A 25,290-nucleotide genomic window follows, 5' to 3' on the forward strand; every position below is an offset into this window, starting at 1 on the left:
AAACTGAGTACCTAAAGATCACTTGTTGAGAAAAGTAGATAAGGTATTAGATTTAAACTTCGTTTATGAACTCGTTGAAGATAAATACTGTCTAGATAACGGACGTCCTTCTATTGATCCAGTTATCTTAGTTAAGAGTTTACTTATTTAAAGATTATTTGGCATAAAATCAATGAGACAAACTATTAAAGAAATTGAGACTAACGTAGCTTACCGTAGACTATGGACAATAAGCTACATTCTTTTTTTAATCATAAGTACGTATACCGAGTGGTTTATATTGTTCTAAAGCAGTAAGTAAATCCTCTTTTGTATTACATAGAGGCGCTAATTGTTTATATTTGTAGTCGATAAATCCTTCGTCAATCATATGTAATAATAAATCTTTTAACGGGTCAAAAAAATTATTGATATTGAACATTGCGATTGGTTTTTGATGAATTCCTATTTGTGACCAACTATACATTTCGAAAAATTCTTCTAAAGAACCGGCACCACCAGGAGCCATAACGAAAGCATCGGCCAATTCTGCCATTTTATTTTTACGTTCGTGCATAGAATCAACAAGTATCAGTTCGCTTACTTTTTGACTCGTAATTTCACGCTCATCAAGCATTTTGGGCATTACACCTGTTACTTTACCCCCAGCATCTAATACGCCGTCTTGAATTGCTCCCATAATACCAACTGATCCGGCACCAAATATTAACTCATAACCTTTTGCAGCCATATATTTTCCTAAATTATACGCTTCTTTGACGTATATAGGGTTGTTACCTTTACTTGCACCACAATATACTGCAATTTTTTTCATGATTATTACTCCTTTGCTGTGTCATCTTTTAAAATTTGTGCTAGTTTCACTTTAAATTGCGCTTGATCTTCAGAAGTGAATTTAGAAGGGCCTTTAGTTCTTCCGCCACTTTTTCTAAATTGAGCGCTGGCGTGCCGCTGTGCGAGTAAAGTGTCGATATTGTCATTTGTATAATGACGACCAGAGTGATGTAACACCATTGCGACTTTATTTAGAAGTAAACTAGCTAATCCATAGTCTTGTGTAATAACGATATCATTAGGTTTTGTGATTTGTACAATCTTGTAATCGACGGCTTCTGGGCCACTATCGACATAAATGGTACGAACATGGTCGGGCTGGATAGTTGTAGAAAAGTGGCTGAAACTGCGTACAATGATAACAAAAATGCCTGTCCCTGTAGTCATTTCAATAACTGAATGAGTAACAGGACAAGCATCTCCATCTATTATAATTCTAGTCATAAATCGCTTATTCGTCTTGCTCTTTATTTTGTTTTACGACGCTTTTAGCGTCATAATTTTTATACTTTTTAAATTCAGCAAGGCGTGCTTTTTTATTCTTTTCCAGCTCTTTTTCTTCTTCTTTGTGTCTCTTGGCGATGCGTTTTTGTAAAATTTTATCTAACTTACTAATTTCTTTACGATTTTCCTTGGCAAGTTTGTCACCTTTTTTCTCGGTTTCTTTATCAACTTTACCAGGGCTTAAACCAACTTCATCCATATATTTGTTGGCTTTCTTAATACTTTTGATGCGTTCAGATTGATTCGCTGCACGTAATTTTTCTTCTTCTTTATGACGTTTTTCAATACGTTTTTGTAATTTTTTATCTAACTTTTCAGCTTCTTTACGTCTTTCTTGAGCAGCTTTTTCTTCTTGCTTTTCGATATAAGCTGGATCGCTCTCTTTGGCGATTTGTTTAAGCTGACGTTTTTCGTCCAAATGCTGTTTTTTTTCAACAACATAATCTTTTGCATCACCTGATTTATCTACAACAGCATCTTTGAACTGAACAGATTTATGTGCTACTGTTTTTGAAGCTTTTACTGTAGCATCAGTTGCTTTTTTAACATCTGGCTGTTCATTAATACGTTTACGTTCTAAAACAAGTGGAACGAGAAAGATTGGTAAAACGTTAATTAATGTTTTCACTAAATTCTTTTTGTCCATAACGTTGCCTCCATATAAATATACTATGTAACATTTACCCTGTGTATCACCACAATAAACGCTACAAATGAATTATCAAATATTCGTTTACTTAAGGTTTAATATTAACATTTCTAATATAAAAGGGACATTAATCTTAACATTTAAAGTTGAAAAATAATGTCCCAAAAGATTATGCACTTGTAATATGATGACCTATACCAAAACCAAAATAAAGGATCGCAATAATGATTACTATAATGATTCTATAAATAGCGAAAGGTAATAGTTTAACTTTACTGATAAGATGTAAGAATAATTTGATGGTAATTAATCCAAATACAAATGCTGCTAAAAATCCTAAGATGTAGAAAGGTAATTGATTTAAATGAATAAATTCAATATTTTTTATTAATGACAAACAACTTGCACCAAGCATAATTGGCACAGACATCATAAATGTAAAGTCTGAAGCTGCTTTATGATTCATTTTCATAAGTACACCCGTTGATATAGTAGAGCCAGATCTACTGAAACCAGGCCACATAGCTATGGCTTGTGATAATCCAATAATAAAAGCTTGTAAATAATTTATTTGATCTACTGTTTTAGGATTAGGTACTTTTTTGCTATAAACATCGGCAATAATCATGTAAACAGCACCAATCAACAAACCAATCATTACAGTTGGCACACTAAATAAATACTTTTCAATAACATCATCGAATAGTAGCCCCAACACGCCTGCAGGTATCATACCTACTAAAATGTGTAATAAATTTAAGCGTTTAGGTTTATGCCTTAGACCATCGATAGGTTGGGATTTATATTTTCCAATATGAAGCATTTCAAAATAACGTTCTCTAAAGACCCATGCAGCTGCAAATACAGAACCGAGCTGAATGACTACTTTAAAAGTGAATGCCGATTCAGACCCTAAAAATGCACTTGATTTTAACCACATATCATCAACTAAAATCATATGTCCAGTAGAGGAAACCGGTGCGAATTCTGTTAAACCTTCAACAATGCCTAATATAATTCCTTTAATCAATTCAAGAATGAACATAAGTTACCTACTTTCATAGCTATTATTAATTTTTACATTTCGTTACTTATAATATCATGAAATTATGCAAAGATATATTAATAATAGTAAGACACTTCACGTTTGTATAAAACACTAAATGAAAGTTTATGTCCATTGTGAAATATGGATATAACATTTGTGACGAAAATATGTAAAGACTGATGAATTTGATGTTAAATACAAACCTTATTCATTTAAAAATATAACAAAGAGACTATAATGTAATTTAGGTGATACTTGTGAAAAGATTAACAAAGATAGCGATGGCATATAAAATATATTTAATAGGCATGGCGATTATAAGCATGTTTTTAGCTTTAACAGTTGTGATACAAAATATAGCAATTGCTAAAGTTTTAAATGAAGTATTAATAAATAAATATTTTCAAATATATGGATTACTCAGTTTAACTGGTGTGGTTTTACTATTAAGGGCTACTTTCAATATGTTAAATCTGAACTTAGGTAACCGTATGGCTTCCAAAGTCGCACAATATTTTCGACAACAGGCAATTGCTAAAAATTCGAACACGCCAATTGGTAGTCAAGTCAATGTTGTCACTGAAATTATAGACGGCATACTACCATTTTTTAATAGTTATTTTCCTCAAGTGTTTAAGTCAATGATGATACCATTATTTATCATTGTTGCAATGTGCTTTATACACTTAAATACTGCTTTAATTATGTTTGTAACGGCGCCCTTCATTCCGCTGTTTTATATTGTTTTCGGATTGAAAACACGTGATGAAGCTAAAGATAAAATGACTTATTTAAATCAATTTAGTCAACAATTTTTAAATAAAGTAAAAGGCTTAGTCACTTTGAAGTTATTCAACCGTACTGCACAAACAGAACGTGAATTATATGAAGAAAGCACACATTTTAGAACTTTAACAATGAAAATTTTACGCAGTGCATTCTTGTCTGGTTTAATGCTAGAATTCATTACTATGTTAGGTATTGGTTTAGTCGCATTGGAAGTAGGTTTGGGACTTGTGGTGTTTCACAATATAAATTTTGAAACAGCAGCCATTGCTATTATTTTGGCACCTGAATTTTACAATGCTATTAAAGACTTAGGTCAGTCATTCCATACAGGTAAACAAAGTGAAGGTTCTAGCGATGTCTTATTCGATTTTCTAGATGGTGCTGAGCCTCACGTTGTAGCTCAACCGCAAGTCATATCTTCAAATGATATTATAGCGCTACAAAACGTTTGGTTTAAGTATAATGAAAAGGCAAGCTATGTGTTACAAGATATCAATCTGAAGATTAAACGTGGTGACAAAATCGCATTAGTGGGACCAAGCGGTGCTGGGAAGTCCACTTTAGCTAAAATAATCAGTCAACAATTGCAACCATCGAGTGGTGAATTGTACACGAATGAGACAACGATTAACTTCGGTGTGTTAAGTCAACATCCTTATATTTTTAATACGTCAATTAGAAATAATGTAACGATGTTTGATGACACTATAGCAGATGAAGTTATTATTAATGTGTTAACAGAAGTGAACTTAAAGGACAAAATTTGCCAATTAACAGAAGGTATAGACACACACATTGGTGAAGGTGGAGAAATGTTATCTGGTGGAGAAATGAGAAGAATTGAGCTAGCAAGAGTCTTATTACTACAACCCGATGTAGTGATTTTTGATGAACCTACGACAGGCTTAGATATTCGCACTGAAAAAATTATCCAGGCGGCGATAGCACGTCATTTCCAACAACAAACAATTATATTTATTGCACACAGAGATAGCACAATACGCCAAGCAGATATGATTATTGAACTTAGTCAAGGTAAGATGCAAAATGTTGATGGCTTAACATCTGCAATAAAGTTAAAAGGTGATGATTTACAATGAAACCACGCATTCATATTAAAATAGACAAAGATCTAATACTTGCAGTTGTCGTAGGTGTGCTTGGCAGTTTAGTAGCGCTAGCGATGTTTTTCTTGAGTGGCTATATGGTTACACAAAGCGCGCTCGGTGCACCGTTATTTGCGTTAATGGTGTTTATCGTTTCTGTAAAAATGTTCGGTTTTTTGCGCGCGATTTTTAGATATATTGAACGATTATTATCACATAGAACAACTTTTACGATGTTGAGAGACGTAAGGGTTCAGTTTTTTAAAGGCTTGATTCCAGTTGTTCCGGATATTTATAGAAAGTTTAAATCTACAGAATTATTATCTAATATGATAGGACGTATTGAAGCCTTACAAAATATTTATTTGCGTGTATACTATCCGCCAATCGTAATAGGGTTAACGTCAATCGTATCTGTAAGCGTCTTGTTTGCTTTTTCTTATGTACATGCTGCGATTATTTTTATTAGTATGCTAATTACGTTAGGTATAGTGCCCTGGATTAGCGCCAAAAGGGCGAGTAAAATAAAACAAATTAAACGAGCATCTGAAAAAGACTTTATGGATTATTATTATGATTATAAAGCAGGTTATGCTGAATTAAATCGTTTTAGTAAGATTGACGAATATAAAGGTAAAGTACAACATGCATTGGAACACTACAGTCATGCACAAGATAAAGAGCAACAATTTTTAACGCGTTATGATTTCTTGTTAAACTTGATAGCCATGGCAGCGCTCTTTTTCACTTTACTGTTAGGCGTGTTACAAGTGCAAAAAGGAAGTTTGGATGTTGTTTATTTAACAAGCATTGTTTTAATGATGTTGACGTTATTTGAGCAAGCTGTACCTATGAGTAATGTTGCTTATTTTAAAGCAGATACAGATGATGCATTGAACAGCGTTAATAATATAATGGCGCACCCAGTAGAGCAAGGTAATGAGAACTTAGTAACAAAAACTGACAGCGATAAGCCAATACTAGAATTTAATAACGTTACTTTTAAATATTGGCAACAGCATTTACCTGTCATTAATAATGTGAATTTAAAAATTACAAAAGGATCGCATGTAGCAATTGTTGGTCCTTCAGGTTCTGGTAAAAGTACACTGTTGAATCTAATGTTAGGTTTATACACTGCCGATCAAGGTAATGTAAAATATCAACAACAAGAGATTCATCATATAAAAAACGAGCAAAAATATGCTTCAATCAATGCGTTATTACAATCGCAGCAAATATTCGATGGCACGCTCAGAGATAATTTATTTACTCAACGAAGCGATGACGAAATAAGAAAAGTGTTAGATTTAGTTGGACTATCTGATATGCCACTCGATAAAGAACTTGATCTTAGTGGTAACAATGTCTCAGGAGGAGAATTGCAACGTATTAGTATTGCTAGATTATTATTAAAAGAAAGTGATTTATGGATAATGGATGAGCCAACGACTGCATTAGATATTTATAATACAGATAAAATTATGTCAGTGATTCATGATTATGCTGAAACGCTTGTTGTAGCAACACACGACTTACGTTTATTACCTTATTTCGATGAGATTATTGTAATGGTTGAAGGTGAAATTATAGAACGCGGTCGTTACGATAAATTAATAACACAACGAGGTTATTTATATGAGGTCTTTAAATTAAATGATGTTCAGTAAAAATAGGCGTGAATTTAAAAATGGGTGCGGGACAAAAATCATATGTTTATAAGAAGATTTTGTAGTCTCGACCCGGCAAAGATGACGAGCTCATTTTCAATTCAGTCATCTACTGCCTATATAAATATAAAAATAGAGCCTGAAGACAATATTATGTCCCAGGCTCATTCAAATTTACATTTATTGATGTCAATTACAATAACTTCTACGATATTTTAGCATGTACCCTAATTACTCATTTTCGTATTCAGTAAATGCATTTATTACTTTGCCAAGTAATCTATTAAGTTCGGCTGCTTCATCTGTATCAAGTGAAGATGCTACTGCCACATCTTGACATGCAGTTTCTAATTCAGGACGAATTGCTTCACTTTTATCTGTTAAATGAATAAATACCTCGCGTTGATCGACTTCTGATCTTTCGCGTTTAATTAAATCAACCTGCTCCATACGTTTTAATAACGGTGAAACAGTACCTGTATCTAATGCTAATTCGGTAACGACCTTTTTAACATTAACTGGTGATTCGGTCCACAAGATAGTTAAAACTAAGAATTGTGGATAAGTTAGTTTATACTTTTTAAAGACATTATTTGAATAGTAGCGATTTACTTGTCTTTGTGCGTTGTATAAACTGAAACATAATTGTTCCTTCAAATTTAGTTGCTCAGACATTAAGTTCTCCTCCAGACATCCTAATCCGTATTTTTCTCTGTGCATCGGAATTAAATCCGTCTATGTTGTTTAGATTCCATTTGCAAACACACTTTTATACTTTGCCATGCTAAAATATTCAGTGTAATTAAAGTGTAGAAGATATTTAATTTTTTATCAAGTAAAAGGTTAATTATAGGTTTAATTTATTATTTATGCAAACATTAAATTTTGAAATGAGTGATTTCTATGACAGGTTTAAAGAAAGAAAAGCTAGCCGTTACTATTGTAACTGGTTTTTTGGGCAGTGGGAAAACAACATTTCTTGATAATTATATTCAATATTTATTACACCAAGATGAAAAACCACAGCTCATTGTCAATGAAGTAGGTAATTTTGATGCTAATAACCAATTGTCACATGACATTAACGTGATTCCTATATTAAATGGTTGCGTTTGTTGTGACTTGAAACAAGATTTATTAATACAAATGAAACAACTTATTGCTAACAGACAAACTGATCATATCGTAATAGAGGCAACCGGTATTGCCAATCCGATAGAAATTGTAGCCGCTTGCCAAGATCCAGATATCATTGATGAAGTAGCTCAGCCATTTATTATTGGGATAGCAGATGCTTCAACATTTATGGCAAGAGAAAGCTATACCCAACAGACTAAACAGCTTATGGAAGAACAATTAAAGGTATGTAGCTTAATTTTAGTAAATAAAATGGATTTGATATCAAACGCTTCACGTGAAAATCTATCACTATTGCGCACGATTAACGACAAGGCGACCATATTCTATACGAAATACGGGCAAATTACTGAAGCGCAACTCAATACCGTTAGTCACCAAAATGTTCAATTTGAACATATACACGGTAATCATCTTAATATTAATACTTTAAATTATACGTTTACTAGTCCTATTGATAGACGTCTGTTTTATCAGTTTATTTTACGTTTACCAGAAAATGTTTTGAGACTTAAAGGGTTTGTAAAATTTCGCGACGAGCCTGAGATTATTTATGAATTTCAATATGCGTTTGGTGTACCGAATTACCAACCGATAGAATGTGATAAAAATTTAACAATTGTGATTATTGGAGAATATTTAGATGTTGAGAGAATAAAAAATAAGTTAGACATGTTACAATTTACGTAATTAACAAAACGTTATAAAGGATGTGTTTTAGGTGGATAGAGTTACAATTAATCAGCACGTTTCTTTTTCGAAAATTATACAAGGTTTTTGGCGGGCGAATTCGTGGAATTGGTCGTCGCAACAATTAAATAAATATTTACATGAATTAGTAGATAGAGGTATTACTACTATGGATCATGCAGACATTTATGGTGATTATTCATGTGAGGGCATATTTGGAGAAGCGTTAAAATTATCTCCTGAACTTCGAGATAAGATAGAGATAGTGTCTAAATGTGGTATAGTATTGCCTTCTGACAAATTGTCATGGACGAATGGACATCGTTATGATCATTCTCAACAACATATAGAGCAATCAGTAAATAGGTCGTTATCAGAGTTGAACGTTGATTATCTTGACTCTTTACTTATTCATCGACCATCGCCATTAATGGATCCAAATGAAATTACCGAGGCATTAAAAAATTTAGTGACAGCCGGAAAGGTTAAATCATTTGGCGTATCTAATTTTAATAAGTCTCAATATGATTTATTGAATAAGCACTTAGTATGTGACAAGTTACATATTACACTAAATCAATTAGAATTATCGCCATACACGCTCGACGTGTTAGAAGATGGTACAATTAATCATATGTATAAAGACGATGTTAAAATAATGGCATGGAGTCCTCTTGCTGGCGGTAAGCTATTTAATGCTGATGATGCTAAAGCACAACGTGTAATGACTAAGATTGAATCACTAGCACAAAAATATCAAGTTACAACTTCAGGGATAATCATGGCGTGGCTTAATAAACATCCGTCCCAAGTCATGCCAGTTTTAGGCACGCACCAAATGAACCGGGTAGATGATGCACTTGTAGGAATGAATATTACGCTAAGTGACCAAGAATGGTTTGATGTTTATACTGCGTCACTCGGCCACGATATTCCATAATTAAAAGGAGAAATAGAAAATGAGTCAAAAGAACGAACAACACCAAGAGAAAGAAACAAAATTTCAACGAAACCTAATTAGTTTTCCATTTTTAGGTTTTGCTGTAGTTATACTAATACTAAATATTGCATATCCTGATATCAATATTTTTCTAGCATTATTTGGTTTGTTTTTCTTATATAATGGCGGATTACTATTCGTCTCATTTGTTAAACATTATAAACGTACAATGTTGCAAGCATTGATACTAACAGTATTATCAGGTGCAATATTTGGTACACTGATATATTTATATGCTTCATTTAATAATTTGTTCTAAAAATCAATTATTATTAGGAGAAAATGAATGGAAAAATGGATAATTCATTTTATGGAACAATATGGTTATTTCGGTATAGCGTGGTTAATTTTTTTAGAAAATGTTTTTCCACCTATACCGTCTGAAATCATTTTAACTTTTGGTGGTTTTATGACGACGAAAACTGACTTAACATTCTTTGGCGTCGTCATAACCTCTACAGTTGGTTCTGTAATTGGGGCTATCGCCCTGTATGGTATAGGTATGTGGATTGGGGAAAATAAATTATACAAATTAGTGCAAAAGTACGGTAAATTTCTACGTGTGACAACAGAAGATTTAACAAAAACTTTTAAGTGGTTTGAACGGTTTGGATATTGGACAATTTTCTTTTGTAGATTTATTCCTTTAATAAGAAGTCTTATTTCAATTCCCGCCGGGATTACGCGCATGAATATATGGATTTTTATTATTTTTACGACGATTGGTACGCTATTATGGAATATTATTTTAATTTATTTAGGACAAACAGTAGGTGGCAATTGGCACGTTATTGTTAATTATATGGATATTTATTCTAAAATTATTTATGTCTTATTATTGCTTCTAGTTATATATATATTATTTAAATGGTTAAAAAGAATACGACAAAAATAATAGATAAGTGAATATTACAATAACGACGTAAAATCATATATCAATGCGACGTATTTTGGCGAGACGTATGAGGGAACAGGGGAAACTGAAGGCTACAGGCTGAAGCTATCCGAGCCTATAATACGAGATGTTGAACAAAAATGAAGCACTCAGATGAATTCAATTTAATCATCTGAGTGCTATTTTTCTGCGATTTATGTTCCGGGTTCGGTTTTAATCTTTAAAATAAACAAACATAAACGGCAACGTATTCGAAGAAAGTAATGATATACATATATTTTAATCTTAATTTTACTTTTAAAGGAACTGACCATTCTGGGTAGCGCTGCTCATAATAAAACAATTGTAAGAAGAACAGTCCTATACCTAATGGGAATAGCATTAAAATTATACTGTGGGGTAGAGAAAATCCTACTTCGTGTAAAAAATGACCGATAATGAGTTGGAGTAAGATAATGATAACTAACAAAATTATAATTTTTGTGATCATTTTGCCATGCGAACTCCTTTCATAAACAATACAAGCAGTAATTGTAAGCAAACCATCAATAATACGAAAATAATTGTATCGACGTTAAAAATTGCTACGAATACTTCTCTGATAATTCTTAATGGTTCGTTGATTAAGTATACTGAATGAACACGTAAAAATCTGCCCATATATATACCTAGCCCATTTAAAAACATCATGATTAAAATAATTGTACGATTTAACCACATATAATGTGTAAATGTACTCATTTCTAGGAATATCAAAACTAAACAATAGAGAGCGAAAAATACTGCAGCAACTAAATATGAAAAGTATTTCCATTCGGTAATGTTCAAACCAGCATAAAAGTTAAAAGCGAATTGATTTAAATGTATTAAATCAGTAATCATATAAAATGTATTAGGCACCATAAAGACGAAAATAAGTGAAAAAATAGCGAATAAGGGCCATTCAAATTTACGTCTAGGTTTAAACAATTTAAGTAATAAACATAATTCCAAAGGAATATATGCTAAAAATAGATTGAGTGTCATAAAACCATAAACATTATTTTTTAAAATAGAAATGATTATGAGTAATAAAAATACAATACGTGCTATATATCTTACTTTATATTTAAAGTTCATAAGACTTACCTTCCTTAATTAAAACGACTATTTTGACTATATACTAATAATATAAAGTGTGTTTGAGAATATGAGATTTAATAATACATGTTTTGGTTTTTATAATCAATTAAAAAGAAATATAATAGCAGGCTTCTTTTAACCTTCAATAGCTATGTAGTCTGTTTAAAGTAATTTTATGAGCAATTCAATAATTCATATTACTTAAACATATAAAAACAGAGGTGACGACGCATTATTGCAAGTGTCACCTCTGTATGATTTTATGGTTATAAATTATGAATCCGATGATAAATCTAATAAATTTAAGCCAATTTTACTATTATGCTTACGGTTGATATCTACATTAGTCATTGTAATAACAATTTCTGCAGTTGCAGAGACGATTGCTTTAGTTAAATGACCACTCAATGTTTGATATTGGTTTGTACCAAAAGTAGCATGTAAATGAGCGAATGGTTTATCGTCAACATGTGAAATATTACCGAGCAAACTTATAAGTTCTAGTGGCTCTTTCACTTCTCGTTTTTCATATGTTTGCGTTTCAAGATTATAAAAATTTAATTCTACGCCTTGGCAAGCGCCAATACCACTAACAGAACCAAATTTACCATGTTGTCGTTGCGCTATTGTAGTTACTTGTTCAACAATGTCTTCGCCTTGTTCTAATACTAAAATAATAGTTTGACCATCAACTTTATAGTTCATATAACTCCCACCTATTTGTTTATTTCTGTATAATTATTACTTACCCAGAGTGGTTTTCTTTATAACTCGAAAAATTTAAATTTTTCTATTGTGTTCATTATGATAGTTGTAATAAAATATTGTAATATTATGCAAAATATGCACGTTGATAAATTGTATAATAATCCAATTAAAAACCTTTAATTTGAGTGTGGGGAGAGTGAATTATGAATAAACAGTTTTACGTCTTATATTTTAATATATTTTTAGTTTTCTTAGGTATAGGGTTAATCGTTCCTGTATTACCAGTATATTTGAAAGATTTAGGCTTAAAAGGTAGCGATTTAGGAATCTTAGTAGCTGTCTTTGCATTGGCTCAAATGATCATATCACCTTTTGGTGGTACGCTAGCCGATAAACTTGGTAAAAAGCTAATCATATGTATTGGTTTGCTACTTTTCGCAATTTCAGAATTTCTCTTTGCGATTAGTCACTCCTTCACCTTATTAATTGTATCAAGAATATTAGGTGGTTTTAGTGCAGGTATGGTAATGCCAGGTGTAACAGGCTTAATAGCTGATATATCACCTGCAGGAGATAAAGCTAAGAATTTTGGTTATATGTCTGCCATTATTAATTCTGGTTTTATTTTAGGACCTGGATTAGGTGGATTTTTAGCTGAATTTTCACACCGTTTACCATTCTTCGTTGCAGGTTTTAGTGGCATTTTAGCTTTAATTTTATCTATTATACTTATTCATAATCCTAAGAAAGCGACGACGGCTGGTTTTACAAATTATCAGCCGGAGATGTTGAGTAAAATAAAGTGGAAAGTATTTTTAACACCAATCATTTTAACGCTCGTTTTAGCATTTGGGTTGTCTTCATTTGAGACATTGTTTCCATTATATACTGCAGATAAGGCTCACTATTCACCATTGGATATTTCTATTGCTGTTACTGGTGGTGGGATTGCAGGTGCAGTATTCCAAGTGTTCTTTTTTGATAAATTCATGAAATATTTCAGTGAACTCAATTTTATAATTTATGCATTGATATATTCTGCTATTGTTTTAGTCGCATTGACGATAACGCAAAGTTATTGGGGCATTATGATAGTCAGTTTCATCGTCTTTATTGGATTTGACATGATTCGTCCAGCAATTACGAATTACTTTTCAAATATCGCAGGAGATCGTCAAGGCTTTGCGGGTGGTTTAAACTCTACGTTTACGAGTATGGGTAATTTTATTGGGCCATTAGTGGCAGGTTCACTTTTTGATGTTAATTTTGAATTACCACTATATATGTCAGTAGTCGTTATGATTTTAGGAATAATTGTAATCTTCATTGAAAAAGCGTTTAGAATGAAACGTAAAAAAGCACAAGCTTAATTAAGTTATTAACCAACACTTTTATCTAATAATAAAGATAAGAGTGTTTTTTTGAGGAATTTAAAATATTAGTGATGAAGTGACAATTTTGTTATAGTAATTTTTAAATTCGTAATAAATATGTTACATACATTACAATTTTTTTAAATTGCACTACACTTACCGTTATATACCTTTTTTTATGTTACTATTTATTAAAATAAATCAGTGACGGGGAGGTAAGTTATGAAAAATTTAATGTTAGGGTTAGTAACTTTTTTACTAGCGTGCTTTCTAGCCTTCCTGTTATTTATCTCAATGAATCAAAATGCGCTTGTAAAAGTTCATGAATTGATTTGTAGTAAACCCACAGTAAAAAAAGTTGTTGTTAATAAAGTTGAAAGTATTTTTGCATATCATCATACAATTGATGCAGCTATTCAACCTTCAGGTTTAAATAATCCGCGCAATGATAAATATGCTACGCCTATTGCCCAAAATACTACTCAAGTATCTAATAATGATGAAATAGCAAATAAACACTTACCTCCATTTACTTCAAGTTTAGGTTCCGCCCAATCATTAGTAAATAGTACGAATCAAACTCATAATCGATATAATGACTATGCCATCGATAAAAGTTATAAAGGTAAATATTATTATGTTTTCACTTTTGAAAATGCTAAAAAACAGGGCACTTATTATAGAGTGACAGTGGATGCTCAAAATAAGGCGCATATTTATGATGACGCATTCAAACCAAATAAAACTGAGGGACATAATATTACTGTGTCTAAACAAGAAATGGGCGTCATAGCACAGCGATACGCGCAAGATCAATTGTCACCCCAAGCGACATTAAGTCATATCAGTCGTACTACAAAAGGGATGACTTATTTATTTGTTAATCCATTAAATCACAAACGCTTAAAAGCACATGTAACAAATTCAGGTAGTGTAGTTAATTTACCAACAATGAAGTAGCCGACGTGTTTTAAAAAATGTTATGATTCACATAAATCAAACTCGATTTATGTGAATTTTTTATTCCATAAAAGAATCAATGATACGATATTGATGAATAAAGTATATATTATGAAAAGGGTGAACTTTGTGAAAAAGATAAAAAAAGCAATCATACCTGCTGCGGGGTTAGGTACAAGATTTTTACCAGCAACGAAAGCAATGCCTAAAGAAATGTTGCCTATATTAGACAAACCGACAATTCAATACATAGTGGAAGAAGCGGCAAAAGCTGGAATCGAAGACATTATTATCGTTACAGGTAAACATAAAAGAGCGATAGAAGATCATTTTGATAACCAAAAAGAATTAGAAATGATTTTAGAAGAAAAAGGGAAAGATGATTTATTAGAACGCGTAAAATATTCAACTGAATTAGCCAATATTTTCTATGTAAGACAAAAAGAACAAAAGGGATTAGGGCATGCTATTTATTCAGCACGTCAATTTATAGGTGATGAACCATTCGCTGTATTGTTAGGTGATGATATCGTTGAATCGGATACGCCCGCAATCAAACAACTTATGGATATTTATGAACAAACTGAAAAGTCAGTGATAGGTGTTCAAGAAGTTCCAGAAGAAGAAACGCATAGATATGGCATCATTGACCCTATAGCACAACAAGGTCGACGCTATGAAGTGAAACAGTTTGTTGAAAAACCAGCTGAAGGCACTGCGCCTTCGAATTTAGCAATAATGGGACGTTACGTCCTTACAGCAGAAATATTCAATTATTTAGAGACACAAGGTAAAGGTGCAGGTGGCGAAATACAGCTAACAGATGCGATTGAACGTTTGAACAAAGATGATCAAGTTTTTGCATATGATTTCGAAGGTGACCGTTTTGACGTTGGTGAAAAGTTAGGTTTTGTTAAAACAACGATTGAATTTGCACTAAAAGATCAATCGATGAATGATGAATTGAAAACATTTATCAAATCACTCAACCTTGATTAAATGAATAGTGAAGTTAAATATTGTTGCTTTTAACATCTAACGTTTGAAGTAACATTGAAAATAACTCTAGAAGGTGTCTCTTATGAAACATAAAAAAACTAATGCGATGCGTATATTAGAAAAAGCTAACATTGATTATGAGATAAACAAATATGAGGTTACGAATAAACATATGGATGGGGCTACGGTTGCGCAAATTGTTGGTGTAGATGTTAAGTTCGTGTATAAAACGCTAGTATTAGAAAATGCACAACATGAATGTTTTGTATTTGTAATTCCAGTCGAGAAAACGTTGAATATGAAACAGGCAGCGCATACCGCACAACAAAAGAAATTAACATTATTACCACTTGAGCGTCTGAAACAAGTTACAGGTTATGTGAGAGGTGGTTGTTCACCTATAGGTATGAAAAAGCAATTTCCAACCTATATTGACGAAAGTGCATTACAGTTGCAAGATGTTTATGTTAGTGGCGGAGAACGAGGCATGCAAATTAAAATAAATAGCCAAGATTTGATTCATATAGCAGAAGCAGCAACTGCCAATATAATAGAATAATGAGTTACAACGTGATTATAAGTTGCAATGTGACTACAAAAGCAGTAGCAATTCAGTATTAAAATTGAATTGCTACTGTTTTTTTATTTCTTATGCAAAGTGGCTGGCAGTAAATGGTTGATTTTGAATGATTTCAGCTTAAATCATCGATTAATATGATTGTTTTTGAATGAAAATGATAAAAAATGATTGCTTAAAGAAAACGTATACATTATACTAATCGTGAGATGAGGTGGGAAGATGATTACAGAAAAACGTCATGAATTGATTTTGAATGAACTTTCAAAAAAGGATTTCTTATCATTACAAGAATTAATCGACAATATAGGCTGTAGTGCATCTACTATACGTAGAGATTTATCTAAGTTGCAACAATTAGGAAAATTAACGCGTTTACATGGTGGTGCTACATTAAACCAGTCAGTTGTCTTAGAACCTAATCTTATGGATAAACGTAGCCAAAATCTTCAAGAAAAGAAAGATATAGCACGAATAGCTTCTGAATTAATCGAAGATAACGATTGTGTATTTTTAGATGCTGGTTCGTCTACGTTAGAAATGATTCCTTTTATTACTAGCAGTAACATTACAGTCGTAACCAATGGACTTACCCACGTTGAAGAATTAATCAAAAATGGTATTAAAACGATAACAATTGGTGGTCAAGTTAAACCCAATACATTTGCTACTGTCGGACCTAGTGCCATTGAGACGCTTGGGCGTTATCGATTTGATAAGGCATTTATAGGTATTAATGGTATCGATATAAACTATGGTTTAACTACACCAGATGATCAAGAAGCTTTTGTTAAAAAATATGCATTGAAACAAGCGTTAAATAAATTCGTTGTTGCTGACAGCTCAAAATTTAATAACGTCTTTTTCACCAATGTACCTATTGATCAAGATGTATCGATAATCACTTCAGAAAAAATTAAACAAATTGAAAATTATGATTTATTTAGTCGTCATTATGACATATTAGGAGGAAAACGATGATTTATACAGTAACTTTTAACCCATCAATAGATTATATTATGGTCTCAAAAGACTTCCAAATTGATGGTTTAAATCGTGCCTCATCGACGCATAAATTTGCTGGGGGAAAAGGCATTAATGTTTCAAGAGTTCTGCAAACATTAAATGTCGCATCAACCGCTTTAGGATTTGTAGGTGGCTTTCCAGGAAACTTTATTAAAGATACGTTATTAAACAGTAACATTAACACGGATTTCGTCACTGTGGATGAGGACACGCGTATCAATGTGAAATTAAAAACTGACAATGAAACAGAAATCAATGCACCAGGTCCTCAAATTACTGAGGAACAATTAAATACATTACTTGAAAAAATTAAAAATACTACGGCTGACGATATTGTTATCGTGGCGGGTAGTGTACCGAAAAGTATTGGTAATAATGTTTATGAAAAAATAGCTGCTATTACTAAAACGACAGGTGCTCAATTAGTCGTAGATGCTGAGAAACACTTAGTTGAAAGTGTATTACCATTTGGTCCGTTATTTATTAAGCCTAATAAAGACGAATTAGAGGTTATGTTTGATGTTTCGCTTAACAGTGACAGAGAAGTTGTTAAGTATGGCCGTGAAATATTAGCACAGGGTGCAAAATCAGTGATTGTGTCACTTGGGGGAGAAGGAGCAATTTACGTTGACCATCAGCAAAGCTTCAAAGCCACAGTTCCTAAAGGAAAAGTCATAAATACTGTTGGATCGGGTGATAGCACAGTAGCGGGGATGGTTGCTGGTTTAACGAGTGGCTATTCAGTGTCATCCGCATTTAAGTTAGCAGTTGCTGCGGGGACGGCAACAGCATTTAATGATGACTTAGCACAAAGTGAAGCAATTAAAAATATAGAATCACAAGTTGAAATTCATAAACTTGATGGGAGTGATTAAGATGAGAATAACTGAATTATTAACAAAAGATACGATAGCAATGGAGTTAAATGCCACGGAGAAAAATGGGGTCATAGATGAGCTAGTAACGCAACTCGATGAAGCGGGAATTTTAAATGATGCTGAAGCATTTAAATCAGCTATATTTGATCGCGAAGCTCAAAGTACTACTGGTATTGGTGAAGGTATTGCCATACCACATGCTAAAGTTGCGGCTGTAAATAAACCGGCTATCGCCTTTGGTAAATCACAAAGTGGTGTTGATTATCAAAGTCTTGATATGCAACCAGCTCATTTATTCTTTATGATTGCAGCCCCAGAAGGAGGGGCACAAACGCATCTCGATGCCTTAGCTAAGTTATCAGGTATATTGATGGACGATAAAGTTAGAGCAGATTTATTAGCGGCCCAATCACCTGAAGAAGTACTACAGATTATTGACCGTGCAGATGATGAAGCAACTGAAGAAGAAAACGCTGAGCAACAAGGCGTGGCTACAACTAGATCAACAGATGATGAAGCAAACGATGAACCTTATATATTAGCTGTAACTGCTTGTCCAACTGGTATTGCTCATACTTATATGGCAAGAGATTCATTGAAAAAACAAGCTAAACAAATGGGTGTACAAATAAAAGTAGAAACAAATGGATCAGGTGGTGTGAAAAACGCATTGACTGATGATGATATTGCTAAAGCTACCGGCATTATTGTTGCGGCTGATGTACACGTTGAAACAGACCGTTTCGACGGTAAAAATGTAGTAGAAGTACCTGTAGCAGATGGTATAAAACGACCAGAGACATTAATAAATTTAGCGCAAGATACATCTAGGAAACCATTTGTGGCTTCCGGTGGTAAACGTAGCCAAGCTACTGAGGACAATAACCAAGGTGTAGGGAAAACTATCTACAAACATCTTATGAATGGTGTATCGAATATGTTACCATTAGTTATTTCTGGTGGTATCTTGATGGCAATCGTCTTTTTATTTGGTGCCAACTCTTTCGATCCGAAAAGTTCTGAACATAATGCATTCGCAGAACAGCTGTGGAATATTGGTAAAAATAGTGCATTTGCATTAATTATTCCAATTTTAGCAGGTTACATTGCTAGAAGTATCGCCGATAAACCAGGTTTCGCTGCTGGTTTAGTAGGTGGTATGTTAGCTATATCAGGTGATGCAGGGTTTATTGGTGGTATTTTAGCAGGTTTCTTAGCAGGTTACTTAACTCAAGGTGTTAAACGTCTAGTTAGTGGTTTACCTCAATCTTTAGAAGGTCTAAAACCAACTTTAATTTATCCGGTATTATCAGTTACGATAACTGGACTATTAATGGTATACGTTATTAATCCACCTGCTTCATGGTTAAATAACTTATTATTAAATGGTCTAAACGGTCTATCTGGCGCTAATATTGTGTTACTTGGTTTAGTCATTGGCGCAATGATGGCGATTGATATGGGCGGTCCATTTAATAAAGCCGCATATGTATTTGCGACTGCTGCATTAACTGAAGGTAATAGCGCGCCTATTACAGCAGCAATGATTGGTGGTATGGTGCCTCCAATCGCAATTTCAATTGCTATGCTGATGTTCCGTAAGAAATTTACAAAAGAACAAAAAGGGTCAATTATTCCTAACTTTGTTATGGGCTTCTCATTTATAACTGAAGGTGCGATACCATTTGCAGCTGCTGATCCACTACGCGTTATCCCATCAATGATGGTTGGATCAGGTGTAGCAGGAGCTATCGCATTAGGTTTGGGTTCAGCAATACAAGCGCCACATGGTGGTATTATCGTTATCCTCGCAACAGATATAACACACGCATTGCAATCATTAATTGCGATAATCATAGGTGCAGTTGTGGCAGCTATGATATACGGTTTATTAAAACCAAAAGTGACACAAGTAGAAGCAGAAGCGTCAGAAGCTATGAACGAATAATGATAAAATTAATAAAACGTTACCACCTAATGCAGATTAGGTGGTAACGTTTTGTTGTGTAAAGATTGCTAATAATAGTAACTATTAGATGTGTTTATTTTAGTGATAAATATTGTTATTAAATTAATGCGCAATGTTACAACTTGCAGTTATGATATGATAAAATAAAATTCATACGTCAATTTTTTGGGAGGTGTTACAATGGGAAGGATTTAGTCTTTATTACGAGTAATTATCAAAATTTAAAACGAAGACGGTCATCTATTGTGACACGTAAAATTTGGAGGTGAATCCCTAGTAATAGGGAGTTAATTGGAAACAGTACCCATATTAAACTTAGTAATATTTTTTCTTTTAATTGCATTGACCACTGTATTCGTAGGTTCGGAATTCGCGTTAGTTAAAGTGAGAGCAACAAAAATTGAACAATTAGCAGCAGAAGGTAATGGTAATGCTAAAGTTGTGAAAAAAATGATTAGTAATTTAGATTATTACTTATCTGCTTGTCAACTTGGTATCACTGTAACATCACTTGGATTAGGTTGGTTAGGGGAACCGACTTTTGACAAATTATTACACCCATTATTTGAATTATTACATTTGCCTGAACCCCTAACTACGACAATTTCATTCATTATTGCATTCATTGTTGTAACATATTTACACGTTGTATTAGGTGAATTAGCACCTAAAACATTAGCAATTCAATACACAGAAAAATTAGCGCTTATCTATTCAAGACCGCTTTATTATTTTGGTATCGTTATGAAACCATTAATTTGGTTAATGAATGGTTCAGCGCGTGTGATTATACGTATGCTTGGTGTTAATCCTGATGCAAATAATGACGCGATGTCAGAAGAAGAAATTAAAATTATTATAAATAATAGTTATAACGGTGGAGAAATAAACCAAACTGAATTGGCTTATATGCAAAATATTTTTTCGTTTGATGAACGCCATGCGAAAGATATTATGGTTCCTAGAACTCAAATGATAACTATGAATGAGCCATTCAATGTGGATGAATTATTAGAAACGATCAAAGAATATCAGTTCACACGTTATCCGATTACCGAAGATGGTGATAAAGATCATGTCAAAGGTTTTATAAATGTTAAAGAGTTTTTAACTGAGTATGCTTCAGGCAAACCTATTAAAATAGGCAACTTTGTACATGAGTTACCAATGATTTCAGAAACAACTCGTATTAGTGATGCTTTAGTTAGAATGCAACGTGAACATGTTCATATTAGTTTAATTATTGATGAATATGGCGGTACGGCAGGTATTTTGACAATGGAAGATATCCTAGAAGAGATAGTTGGAGAAATACGTGATGAATTTGACGACGACGAAGTAAACGATATCGTTAAAAAAGACGATAAAACATATCAAATAAATGGTCGCGTATTGTTAGATGATTTAAATGAACAATTCGACATTGAATTTAAAGATTCTGAAGATATTGATACAATTGGTGGATGGTTACAAGCACATAACACTAATTTGCAACAAAAAGATTATGTCGATACCGAATTCGATCGCTGGATTATTTCAGAAATTGAAAATCATCAGATTATCTCAGTAATATTAAAAATTGAATATAATAAAGAACGCGTAGCTGATACCGAGAATGAAGAAGAATCAGACGCAGACTAATATACGAAGCATGATAAATCTTGTTTAAAGGGATTTATCGTGCTTTTACTTTTAGATAACTAGTGTGATAACTGTTGAGAAAATGTCGTTTATTATCAATGCAACAAAGTAATAAACGTAATAAACTACTTTTAAATGTTGAAAGTTACTAAAATCTGTGGAATGAAAAATAAACAATATAACAGTACTACTATATTATTACTTAAAATTACGTAATGTAGTGAAATCGTAATGATTAAATTTATAAAAACTGGAAATATAGTAAATGTATTATTTTAATATTTTTATTGACTGAGAGGAGAATAGCTATGGGCAATGACATATATTATTTAAACAATGGCTACCCTATGCCTAAAATTGGTTTAGGGGTATATAAAATTACAGATGAGGAAATGGAGATAGCTGTCCATAGTGCATTAGAGGCTGGTTACCGTGCTTTTGATACTGCATATTTTTATGATAATGAACAAGCTCTAGGACAAGCTTTACGCAGTGCAGATATCGATAGAGAAGACTTATTTATAACTTCTAAACTATGGAATGACTATCAAGGTTACAATAGTACAAAAGAATATTTTAATAAAACGTTAAAAAATTTAGGAACAGATTATCTAGATTTATATTTAATACATTGGCCATGTGAAGAAGATGGGCTATTTATTGAAAGTTACAAAGCGATGGAAGCGTTGTATGAAGAAGGAAAAATAAAAGCAATAGGCGTATGTAATTTCGAACAACATCATTTAGAAACTTTAATGAAAGAAACTAAAGTTAAGCCAGCAGTGAATCAGATTGAAGTACACCCTTATTTTGATCAACGTGAGTTACAAGCATATTGTGATGATAAAGATATTGCAGTGACAGCTTGGATGCCTCTAATGAGAAATAAAGGTTTATTAGAACATCCTACAATTGTTAATATTGCTAAAGCATATGACAAGACGCCAGCTCAAATAGTACTTAGGTGGCATTTAGCACATAATAGATTGGTTATACCAAAATCAAAAACTCCAGCACGTATTAAAGAAAATTATAATATATTAGACTTCAATTTAGAACTAACAGATATCGCAGAAATTGATAGTTTAAATAGAAATCAACGCCAAGGTAACAATCCTAATGATGTATGTATGGGTACTTTAAAATAACAGTGTCATTTAAATAGGATATTGAAAAATAAGATGAAAGTATTACAATGATTTGATTTAGCTATGATACTTAATTTGCTAAAATAAATATACTTTTTGAAAGGACTATAAGTATCAATTTTACGATTAGAACAAGCGAACACAACTATTAGTTTAGTGTAAATCGGCTTATTATAACGATGGTATAGGATTGGAAATGTAAGTAAAAATAAAGAATGAGGGTGGCAAATGCATGAACATAAGGGTCATTGTACCTTGTTATAATGAAGGTGAAGTTATTGTAAATACCTATAAGCGATTAACTGAAATGTTAGCGCAAGACAGTGAACGTCGACAATATGACTATGAAGTGCTCTTTGTCGATGATGGTAGCAAAGATGCTACTATAAATTATATTCAAGATATTGCCAATAAAGACAGACATATCAAGTTTATTTCTTTTAGTAGAAATTTTGGTAAAGAGTCTGCCATGCTTGCAGGTTATCAATATAGTACTGACTGTGATGCTGTAATTATGATAGATGCGGATTTACAACATCCTCCTGAATTCATACCTCAAATGATAGAAGGTTACTTGGATGGCTACGATCAAGTCATTGCTAAACGTAATCGTGAAGGCGAGAAAAAACCAAGAAAATTACTGACACGTAGTTACTATAAAATAATTAATTATTTTGTAGATATTAATCTTGAAGATGGTGTTGGTGATTTCAGACTGTTGAGTAATAGGGCAGTGAAATCTATTGCTTCATTAGAAGAATACAATCGATTTTCCAAAGGGTTATATGAATGGATTGGCTATAATACAAAAGTTTTCACTTATGAAAATGTTGAACGAGAAGAAGGCGAATCCAAATGGTCTTTTGGCAATCTATTAAATTATGCAATTGATGGACTTATTTCTTTTAACAATAAGCCGTTAAGAGCAGTAATATATTTAGGTTTGTTTGTCTCTTTTATTAGTATGTTATATATTATATACATTTTTTGCGGCATTTTAATTGATGGTATAGATACACCGGGGTATTTCTCCACTATCGCCGCTATTCTACTGCTTGGTGGTATTCAGCTTATATCGATTGGTATCATCGGAGAATATATTGGTCGCATTTATTACGAGGTTAAACAAAGACCTAAATATATCGTGTTAGCAACGAATATTAATGATCAGTCTAGAGATGGTGATCAAATGGACGTGGATTATACACAAGACCTTGAAGAAGCTGCCAGACGTCAATCAAATAAGACGACTATTGATAATAAATAAGTGACTATAGGTTATCACGAGTCATATCTAATATAAGCGTAAGATTTTAAATAATAAGAGGGATCGGGACAAAAATCTTATTTTTATAAGAAGATTTTGTAGTCCCGCCCCGGCAAAGATGACTAGCGTTAAAAGCGGCTAGATATAAGCGCAATTTCAATTCAGTCGTCTACTGCCCATATAAAAGTAGAGCCTGAAGACAATATAATCTCCAGGCTCTCTTATTTTGAGTATGAATAATTGATAACCATGCACGTATTATTTTTTACGTAATTTGCCTATTATAAACGACACAACAGCTACTAGAATAATTGTACCAATCAGTGCTGGGAAGATTGCGATGCCACCTAAATGCCAGCCCCAATCACCTAGTAACCAAGAACCTAAAGCTGAACCTACAATACCAGCAATTATATTACCAAGAATACCCCCAGGAATATCTTTGCCTAAAATACCACCAGCGATCCAACCTATTAAACCGCCAACGATTAACATGAGTATAAAGCCCATAAAAATCGGCCTCCTTTTTGTAATTTAATTATTATTTATATATACCACTAAAGTAAATTAAATAATCATTTTAATTTTTAAATATCTTTTGCCATAAAATAAATAAAATGAAAATGATGTATATTAAAATGAAGGCATACCAATATGGCGTCAATAACATCATTACCGCAAAGGATAGAATATAAAGTATATGGCCCACTAAAATTGGATTTTTAACGCGTTTAATAAAGGGCAATTGTGCTTGTTCAGTAGGTTTAAAAGTACTGTAAAAGAGCAAGATTGCGCCAATTAATGAAATGGTAGGTGCTAGATATGGGACAGACATATAATAGGAGTCGTGGCTCGTATCATAAGCAAGAATAGTAGATGTGCTTAAAATAATTGTAAGTACAGCTGCTATGAATTTTTGATTTTCAATAAATAAGACGCGAACTTTATTATTTATGTAAAGTTGTAGTAGTGTCCAAATAATTAATGACAATATAAAAGTGAATGTAATAAAATCATATTCACCGCTTATAAATAAATTAACAAGACCATTAACAGTAATTGCAATGAGAATAGCGCTATACTTGAGTTGTTTAAAATTCTGGCGAAACAGGTCAAAACTTAATATGACGACTGTAACTATTATGTTGATGATAACAGATATTAGCATTTTGGTCTCCTTACATTAATAGTTCATTGCAGTATTATACCAATATATGTCCCTTTAAGCATTTAATAACAATAAATATTGTAAACTTTTATCTTTTATTAGTGTTTGCATTATTAAAACATTCTACAATCC

General features: G+C 32.7%; 26 protein-coding genes and 1 pseudogene. 17 read left to right on the forward strand and 10 right to left on the reverse strand.

The window, feature by feature from the left end; all coding sequences use genetic code 11:
* Positions 1-7 precede the first annotated feature (7 nt).
* A pseudogene (locus RPL90_RS00170) lies at positions 8-217 on the forward strand (transposase); the annotation flags it as partial.
* 30 nt (positions 218-247) lie between these two features.
* Here the strand turns inward: RPL90_RS00170 and RPL90_RS00175 are convergent.
* The 4 genes from RPL90_RS00175 to RPL90_RS00190 form a co-directional block, all read right to left on the reverse strand.
* Positions 248-814: an LOG family protein gene (locus RPL90_RS00175; RefSeq protein WP_313541259.1), complete on the reverse strand. Its 567-nt coding sequence runs from the start codon at positions 812-814 to the stop codon at positions 248-250.
* Between the two features lie 5 nt (positions 815-819).
* On the reverse strand, positions 820-1,278 hold the full coding sequence (locus tag RPL90_RS00180; protein WP_313541261.1) for a YaiI/YqxD family protein: 459 nt from the start codon (positions 1,276-1,278) through the stop codon (positions 820-822).
* A 7-nt stretch (positions 1,279-1,285) separates the two neighbouring features.
* Positions 1,286-1,984 carry a hypothetical protein gene (locus RPL90_RS00185; RefSeq protein ID WP_313541263.1) on the reverse strand — a complete coding sequence of 233 codons (699 nt, stop codon included), beginning with the start codon at positions 1,982-1,984 and terminating at the stop codon, positions 1,286-1,288.
* 172 nt (positions 1,985-2,156) lie between these two features.
* A complete protein-coding gene (locus RPL90_RS00190) occupies positions 2,157-3,032 on the reverse strand; it encodes an undecaprenyl-diphosphate phosphatase (RefSeq protein ID WP_313541265.1) in 876 nt (291 codons plus the stop codon).
* Between the two features lie 260 nt (positions 3,033-3,292).
* On the opposite strand from RPL90_RS00190, the gene RPL90_RS00195 reads away from it, so the two are divergent.
* On the forward strand, positions 3,293-4,924 hold the full coding sequence (locus RPL90_RS00195; protein ID WP_313541267.1) for an ABC transporter ATP-binding protein/permease: 1,632 nt from the start codon (positions 3,293-3,295) through the stop codon (positions 4,922-4,924).
* On the forward strand, positions 4,921-6,600 hold the full coding sequence (cydC, locus tag RPL90_RS00200; RefSeq protein ID WP_313541269.1) for a thiol reductant ABC exporter subunit CydC: 1,680 nt from the start codon (positions 4,921-4,923) through the stop codon (positions 6,598-6,600). Before RPL90_RS00195 ends, cydC begins: the two co-directional genes overlap by 4 nt.
* A 231-nt stretch (positions 6,601-6,831) precedes the next feature.
* Here the strand turns inward: cydC and mgrA are convergent, their stop codons facing one another.
* Positions 6,832-7,275 (reverse strand): global transcriptional regulator MgrA, encoded by a 444-nt coding sequence (gene mgrA / locus RPL90_RS00205; protein WP_048792526.1) that lies wholly within the window; start codon positions 7,273-7,275, stop codon positions 6,832-6,834.
* 228 nt (positions 7,276-7,503) lie between these two features.
* Here mgrA and RPL90_RS00210 point away from each other — a divergent pair, with 228 nt between their 5' ends.
* Genes RPL90_RS00210 through RPL90_RS00225 form a run of 4 tightly spaced genes read left to right on the forward strand, consistent with a single transcriptional unit; the run spans position 7,504 to position 10,322 of the window.
* The gene (locus tag RPL90_RS00210) at positions 7,504-8,427 is read left to right on the forward strand and encodes a CobW family GTP-binding protein (protein ID WP_313541271.1); all 924 of its coding nucleotides are present in this window, start codon (positions 7,504-7,506) and stop codon (positions 8,425-8,427) included.
* Between the two features lie 31 nt (positions 8,428-8,458).
* The gene (locus RPL90_RS00215) at positions 8,459-9,367 is read left to right on the forward strand and encodes an aldo/keto reductase (RefSeq protein ID WP_313541275.1); all 909 of its coding nucleotides are present in this window, start codon (positions 8,459-8,461) and stop codon (positions 9,365-9,367) included.
* 19 nt (positions 9,368-9,386) lie between these two features.
* Positions 9,387-9,686, forward strand: a complete 300-nt coding sequence (locus RPL90_RS00220) for a hypothetical protein (protein ID WP_313541276.1) — start codon at positions 9,387-9,389, stop codon at positions 9,684-9,686.
* A gap of 27 nt (positions 9,687-9,713) precedes the next feature.
* On the forward strand, positions 9,714-10,322 hold the full coding sequence (locus RPL90_RS00225) for a DedA family protein (protein WP_313541280.1): 609 nt from the start codon (positions 9,714-9,716) through the stop codon (positions 10,320-10,322).
* A gap of 220 nt (positions 10,323-10,542) precedes the next feature.
* On the opposite strand, the gene RPL90_RS00230 is transcribed toward RPL90_RS00225, so the two are convergent.
* The 3 genes from RPL90_RS00230 to RPL90_RS00240 form a co-directional block, all read right to left on the reverse strand.
* On the reverse strand, positions 10,543-10,812 hold the full coding sequence (locus RPL90_RS00230; RefSeq protein WP_313541284.1) for a hypothetical protein: 270 nt from the start codon (positions 10,810-10,812) through the stop codon (positions 10,543-10,545).
* On the reverse strand, positions 10,809-11,441 hold the full coding sequence (locus RPL90_RS00235) for a DUF1361 domain-containing protein (protein ID WP_313541287.1): 633 nt from the start codon (positions 11,439-11,441) through the stop codon (positions 10,809-10,811). Before RPL90_RS00235 ends, RPL90_RS00230 begins: the two co-directional genes overlap by 4 nt.
* A gap of 276 nt (positions 11,442-11,717) precedes the next feature.
* Entirely contained in the window at positions 11,718-12,149 is a 432-nt protein-coding gene (locus RPL90_RS00240) for a PPC domain-containing DNA-binding protein (protein ID WP_313541289.1), read from the reverse strand.
* Positions 12,150-12,355: 206 nt separating this feature from the next.
* On the opposite strand from RPL90_RS00240, the gene norA reads away from it, so the two are divergent.
* The 10 genes from norA to RPL90_RS00290 all read left to right on the forward strand — a co-directional run bounded on the left by norA (position 12,356) and on the right by RPL90_RS00290 (position 23,990).
* Positions 12,356-13,522 carry a multidrug efflux MFS transporter NorA gene (gene norA, locus RPL90_RS00245; RefSeq protein WP_313541291.1) on the forward strand — a complete coding sequence of 389 codons (1,167 nt, stop codon included), beginning with the start codon at positions 12,356-12,358 and terminating at the stop codon, positions 13,520-13,522.
* A gap of 225 nt (positions 13,523-13,747) precedes the next feature.
* On the forward strand, positions 13,748-14,485 hold the full coding sequence (locus RPL90_RS00250; protein WP_313541294.1) for a hypothetical protein: 738 nt from the start codon (positions 13,748-13,750) through the stop codon (positions 14,483-14,485).
* A 129-nt stretch (positions 14,486-14,614) separates the two neighbouring features.
* The gene (galU, locus tag RPL90_RS00255; protein ID WP_313541296.1) at positions 14,615-15,484 is read left to right on the forward strand and encodes a UTP--glucose-1-phosphate uridylyltransferase GalU; all 870 of its coding nucleotides are present in this window, start codon (positions 14,615-14,617) and stop codon (positions 15,482-15,484) included.
* Between the two features lie 82 nt (positions 15,485-15,566).
* The gene (ybaK, locus tag RPL90_RS00260) at positions 15,567-16,043 is read left to right on the forward strand and encodes a Cys-tRNA(Pro) deacylase (RefSeq protein WP_313541299.1); all 477 of its coding nucleotides are present in this window, start codon (positions 15,567-15,569) and stop codon (positions 16,041-16,043) included.
* Positions 16,044-16,283: 240 nt separating this feature from the next.
* Complete coding sequence (locus RPL90_RS00265; RefSeq protein ID WP_313541301.1) at positions 16,284-17,042, forward strand: DeoR/GlpR family DNA-binding transcription regulator; 759 nt, start codon at positions 16,284-16,286, stop codon at positions 17,040-17,042.
* Positions 17,039-17,962 carry a 1-phosphofructokinase gene (pfkB, locus tag RPL90_RS00270; protein ID WP_313541303.1) on the forward strand — a complete coding sequence of 308 codons (924 nt, stop codon included), beginning with the start codon at positions 17,039-17,041 and terminating at the stop codon, positions 17,960-17,962. The genes RPL90_RS00265 and pfkB overlap by 4 nt, the downstream gene beginning before the upstream one ends.
* 1 nt (position 17,963) lies before the next feature.
* Entirely contained in the window at positions 17,964-19,913 is a 1,950-nt protein-coding gene (locus tag RPL90_RS00275; protein ID WP_313541305.1) for a PTS fructose transporter subunit IIABC, read from the forward strand.
* A gap of 312 nt (positions 19,914-20,225) precedes the next feature.
* On the forward strand, positions 20,226-21,575 hold the full coding sequence (locus RPL90_RS00280) for a hemolysin family protein (protein WP_313541307.1): 1,350 nt from the start codon (positions 20,226-20,228) through the stop codon (positions 21,573-21,575).
* A gap of 308 nt (positions 21,576-21,883) precedes the next feature.
* The gene (locus tag RPL90_RS00285; protein ID WP_313541309.1) at positions 21,884-22,723 is read left to right on the forward strand and encodes an aldo/keto reductase; all 840 of its coding nucleotides are present in this window, start codon (positions 21,884-21,886) and stop codon (positions 22,721-22,723) included.
* Between the two features lie 232 nt (positions 22,724-22,955).
* Positions 22,956-23,990 (forward strand): glycosyltransferase family 2 protein, encoded by a 1,035-nt coding sequence (locus tag RPL90_RS00290; RefSeq protein ID WP_313541311.1) that lies wholly within the window; start codon positions 22,956-22,958, stop codon positions 23,988-23,990.
* Positions 23,991-24,248: 258 nt separating this feature from the next.
* Here RPL90_RS00290 and RPL90_RS00295 read toward each other — a convergent pair whose 3' ends face one another.
* Together RPL90_RS00295 and RPL90_RS00300 are read right to left on the reverse strand one after the other, a co-directional pair.
* Complete coding sequence (locus RPL90_RS00295) at positions 24,249-24,500, reverse strand: GlsB/YeaQ/YmgE family stress response membrane protein (RefSeq protein WP_313541313.1); 252 nt, start codon at positions 24,498-24,500, stop codon at positions 24,249-24,251.
* 70 nt (positions 24,501-24,570) lie between these two features.
* On the reverse strand, positions 24,571-25,158 hold the full coding sequence (locus RPL90_RS00300) for a hypothetical protein (RefSeq protein ID WP_313541315.1): 588 nt from the start codon (positions 25,156-25,158) through the stop codon (positions 24,571-24,573).
* Positions 25,159-25,290 lie beyond the last annotated feature (132 nt).

It is taken from the genome of Staphylococcus kloosii (assembly GCF_032139365.1).
Classification (GTDB): domain Bacteria; phylum Bacillota; class Bacilli; order Staphylococcales; family Staphylococcaceae; genus Staphylococcus; species Staphylococcus kloosii_A.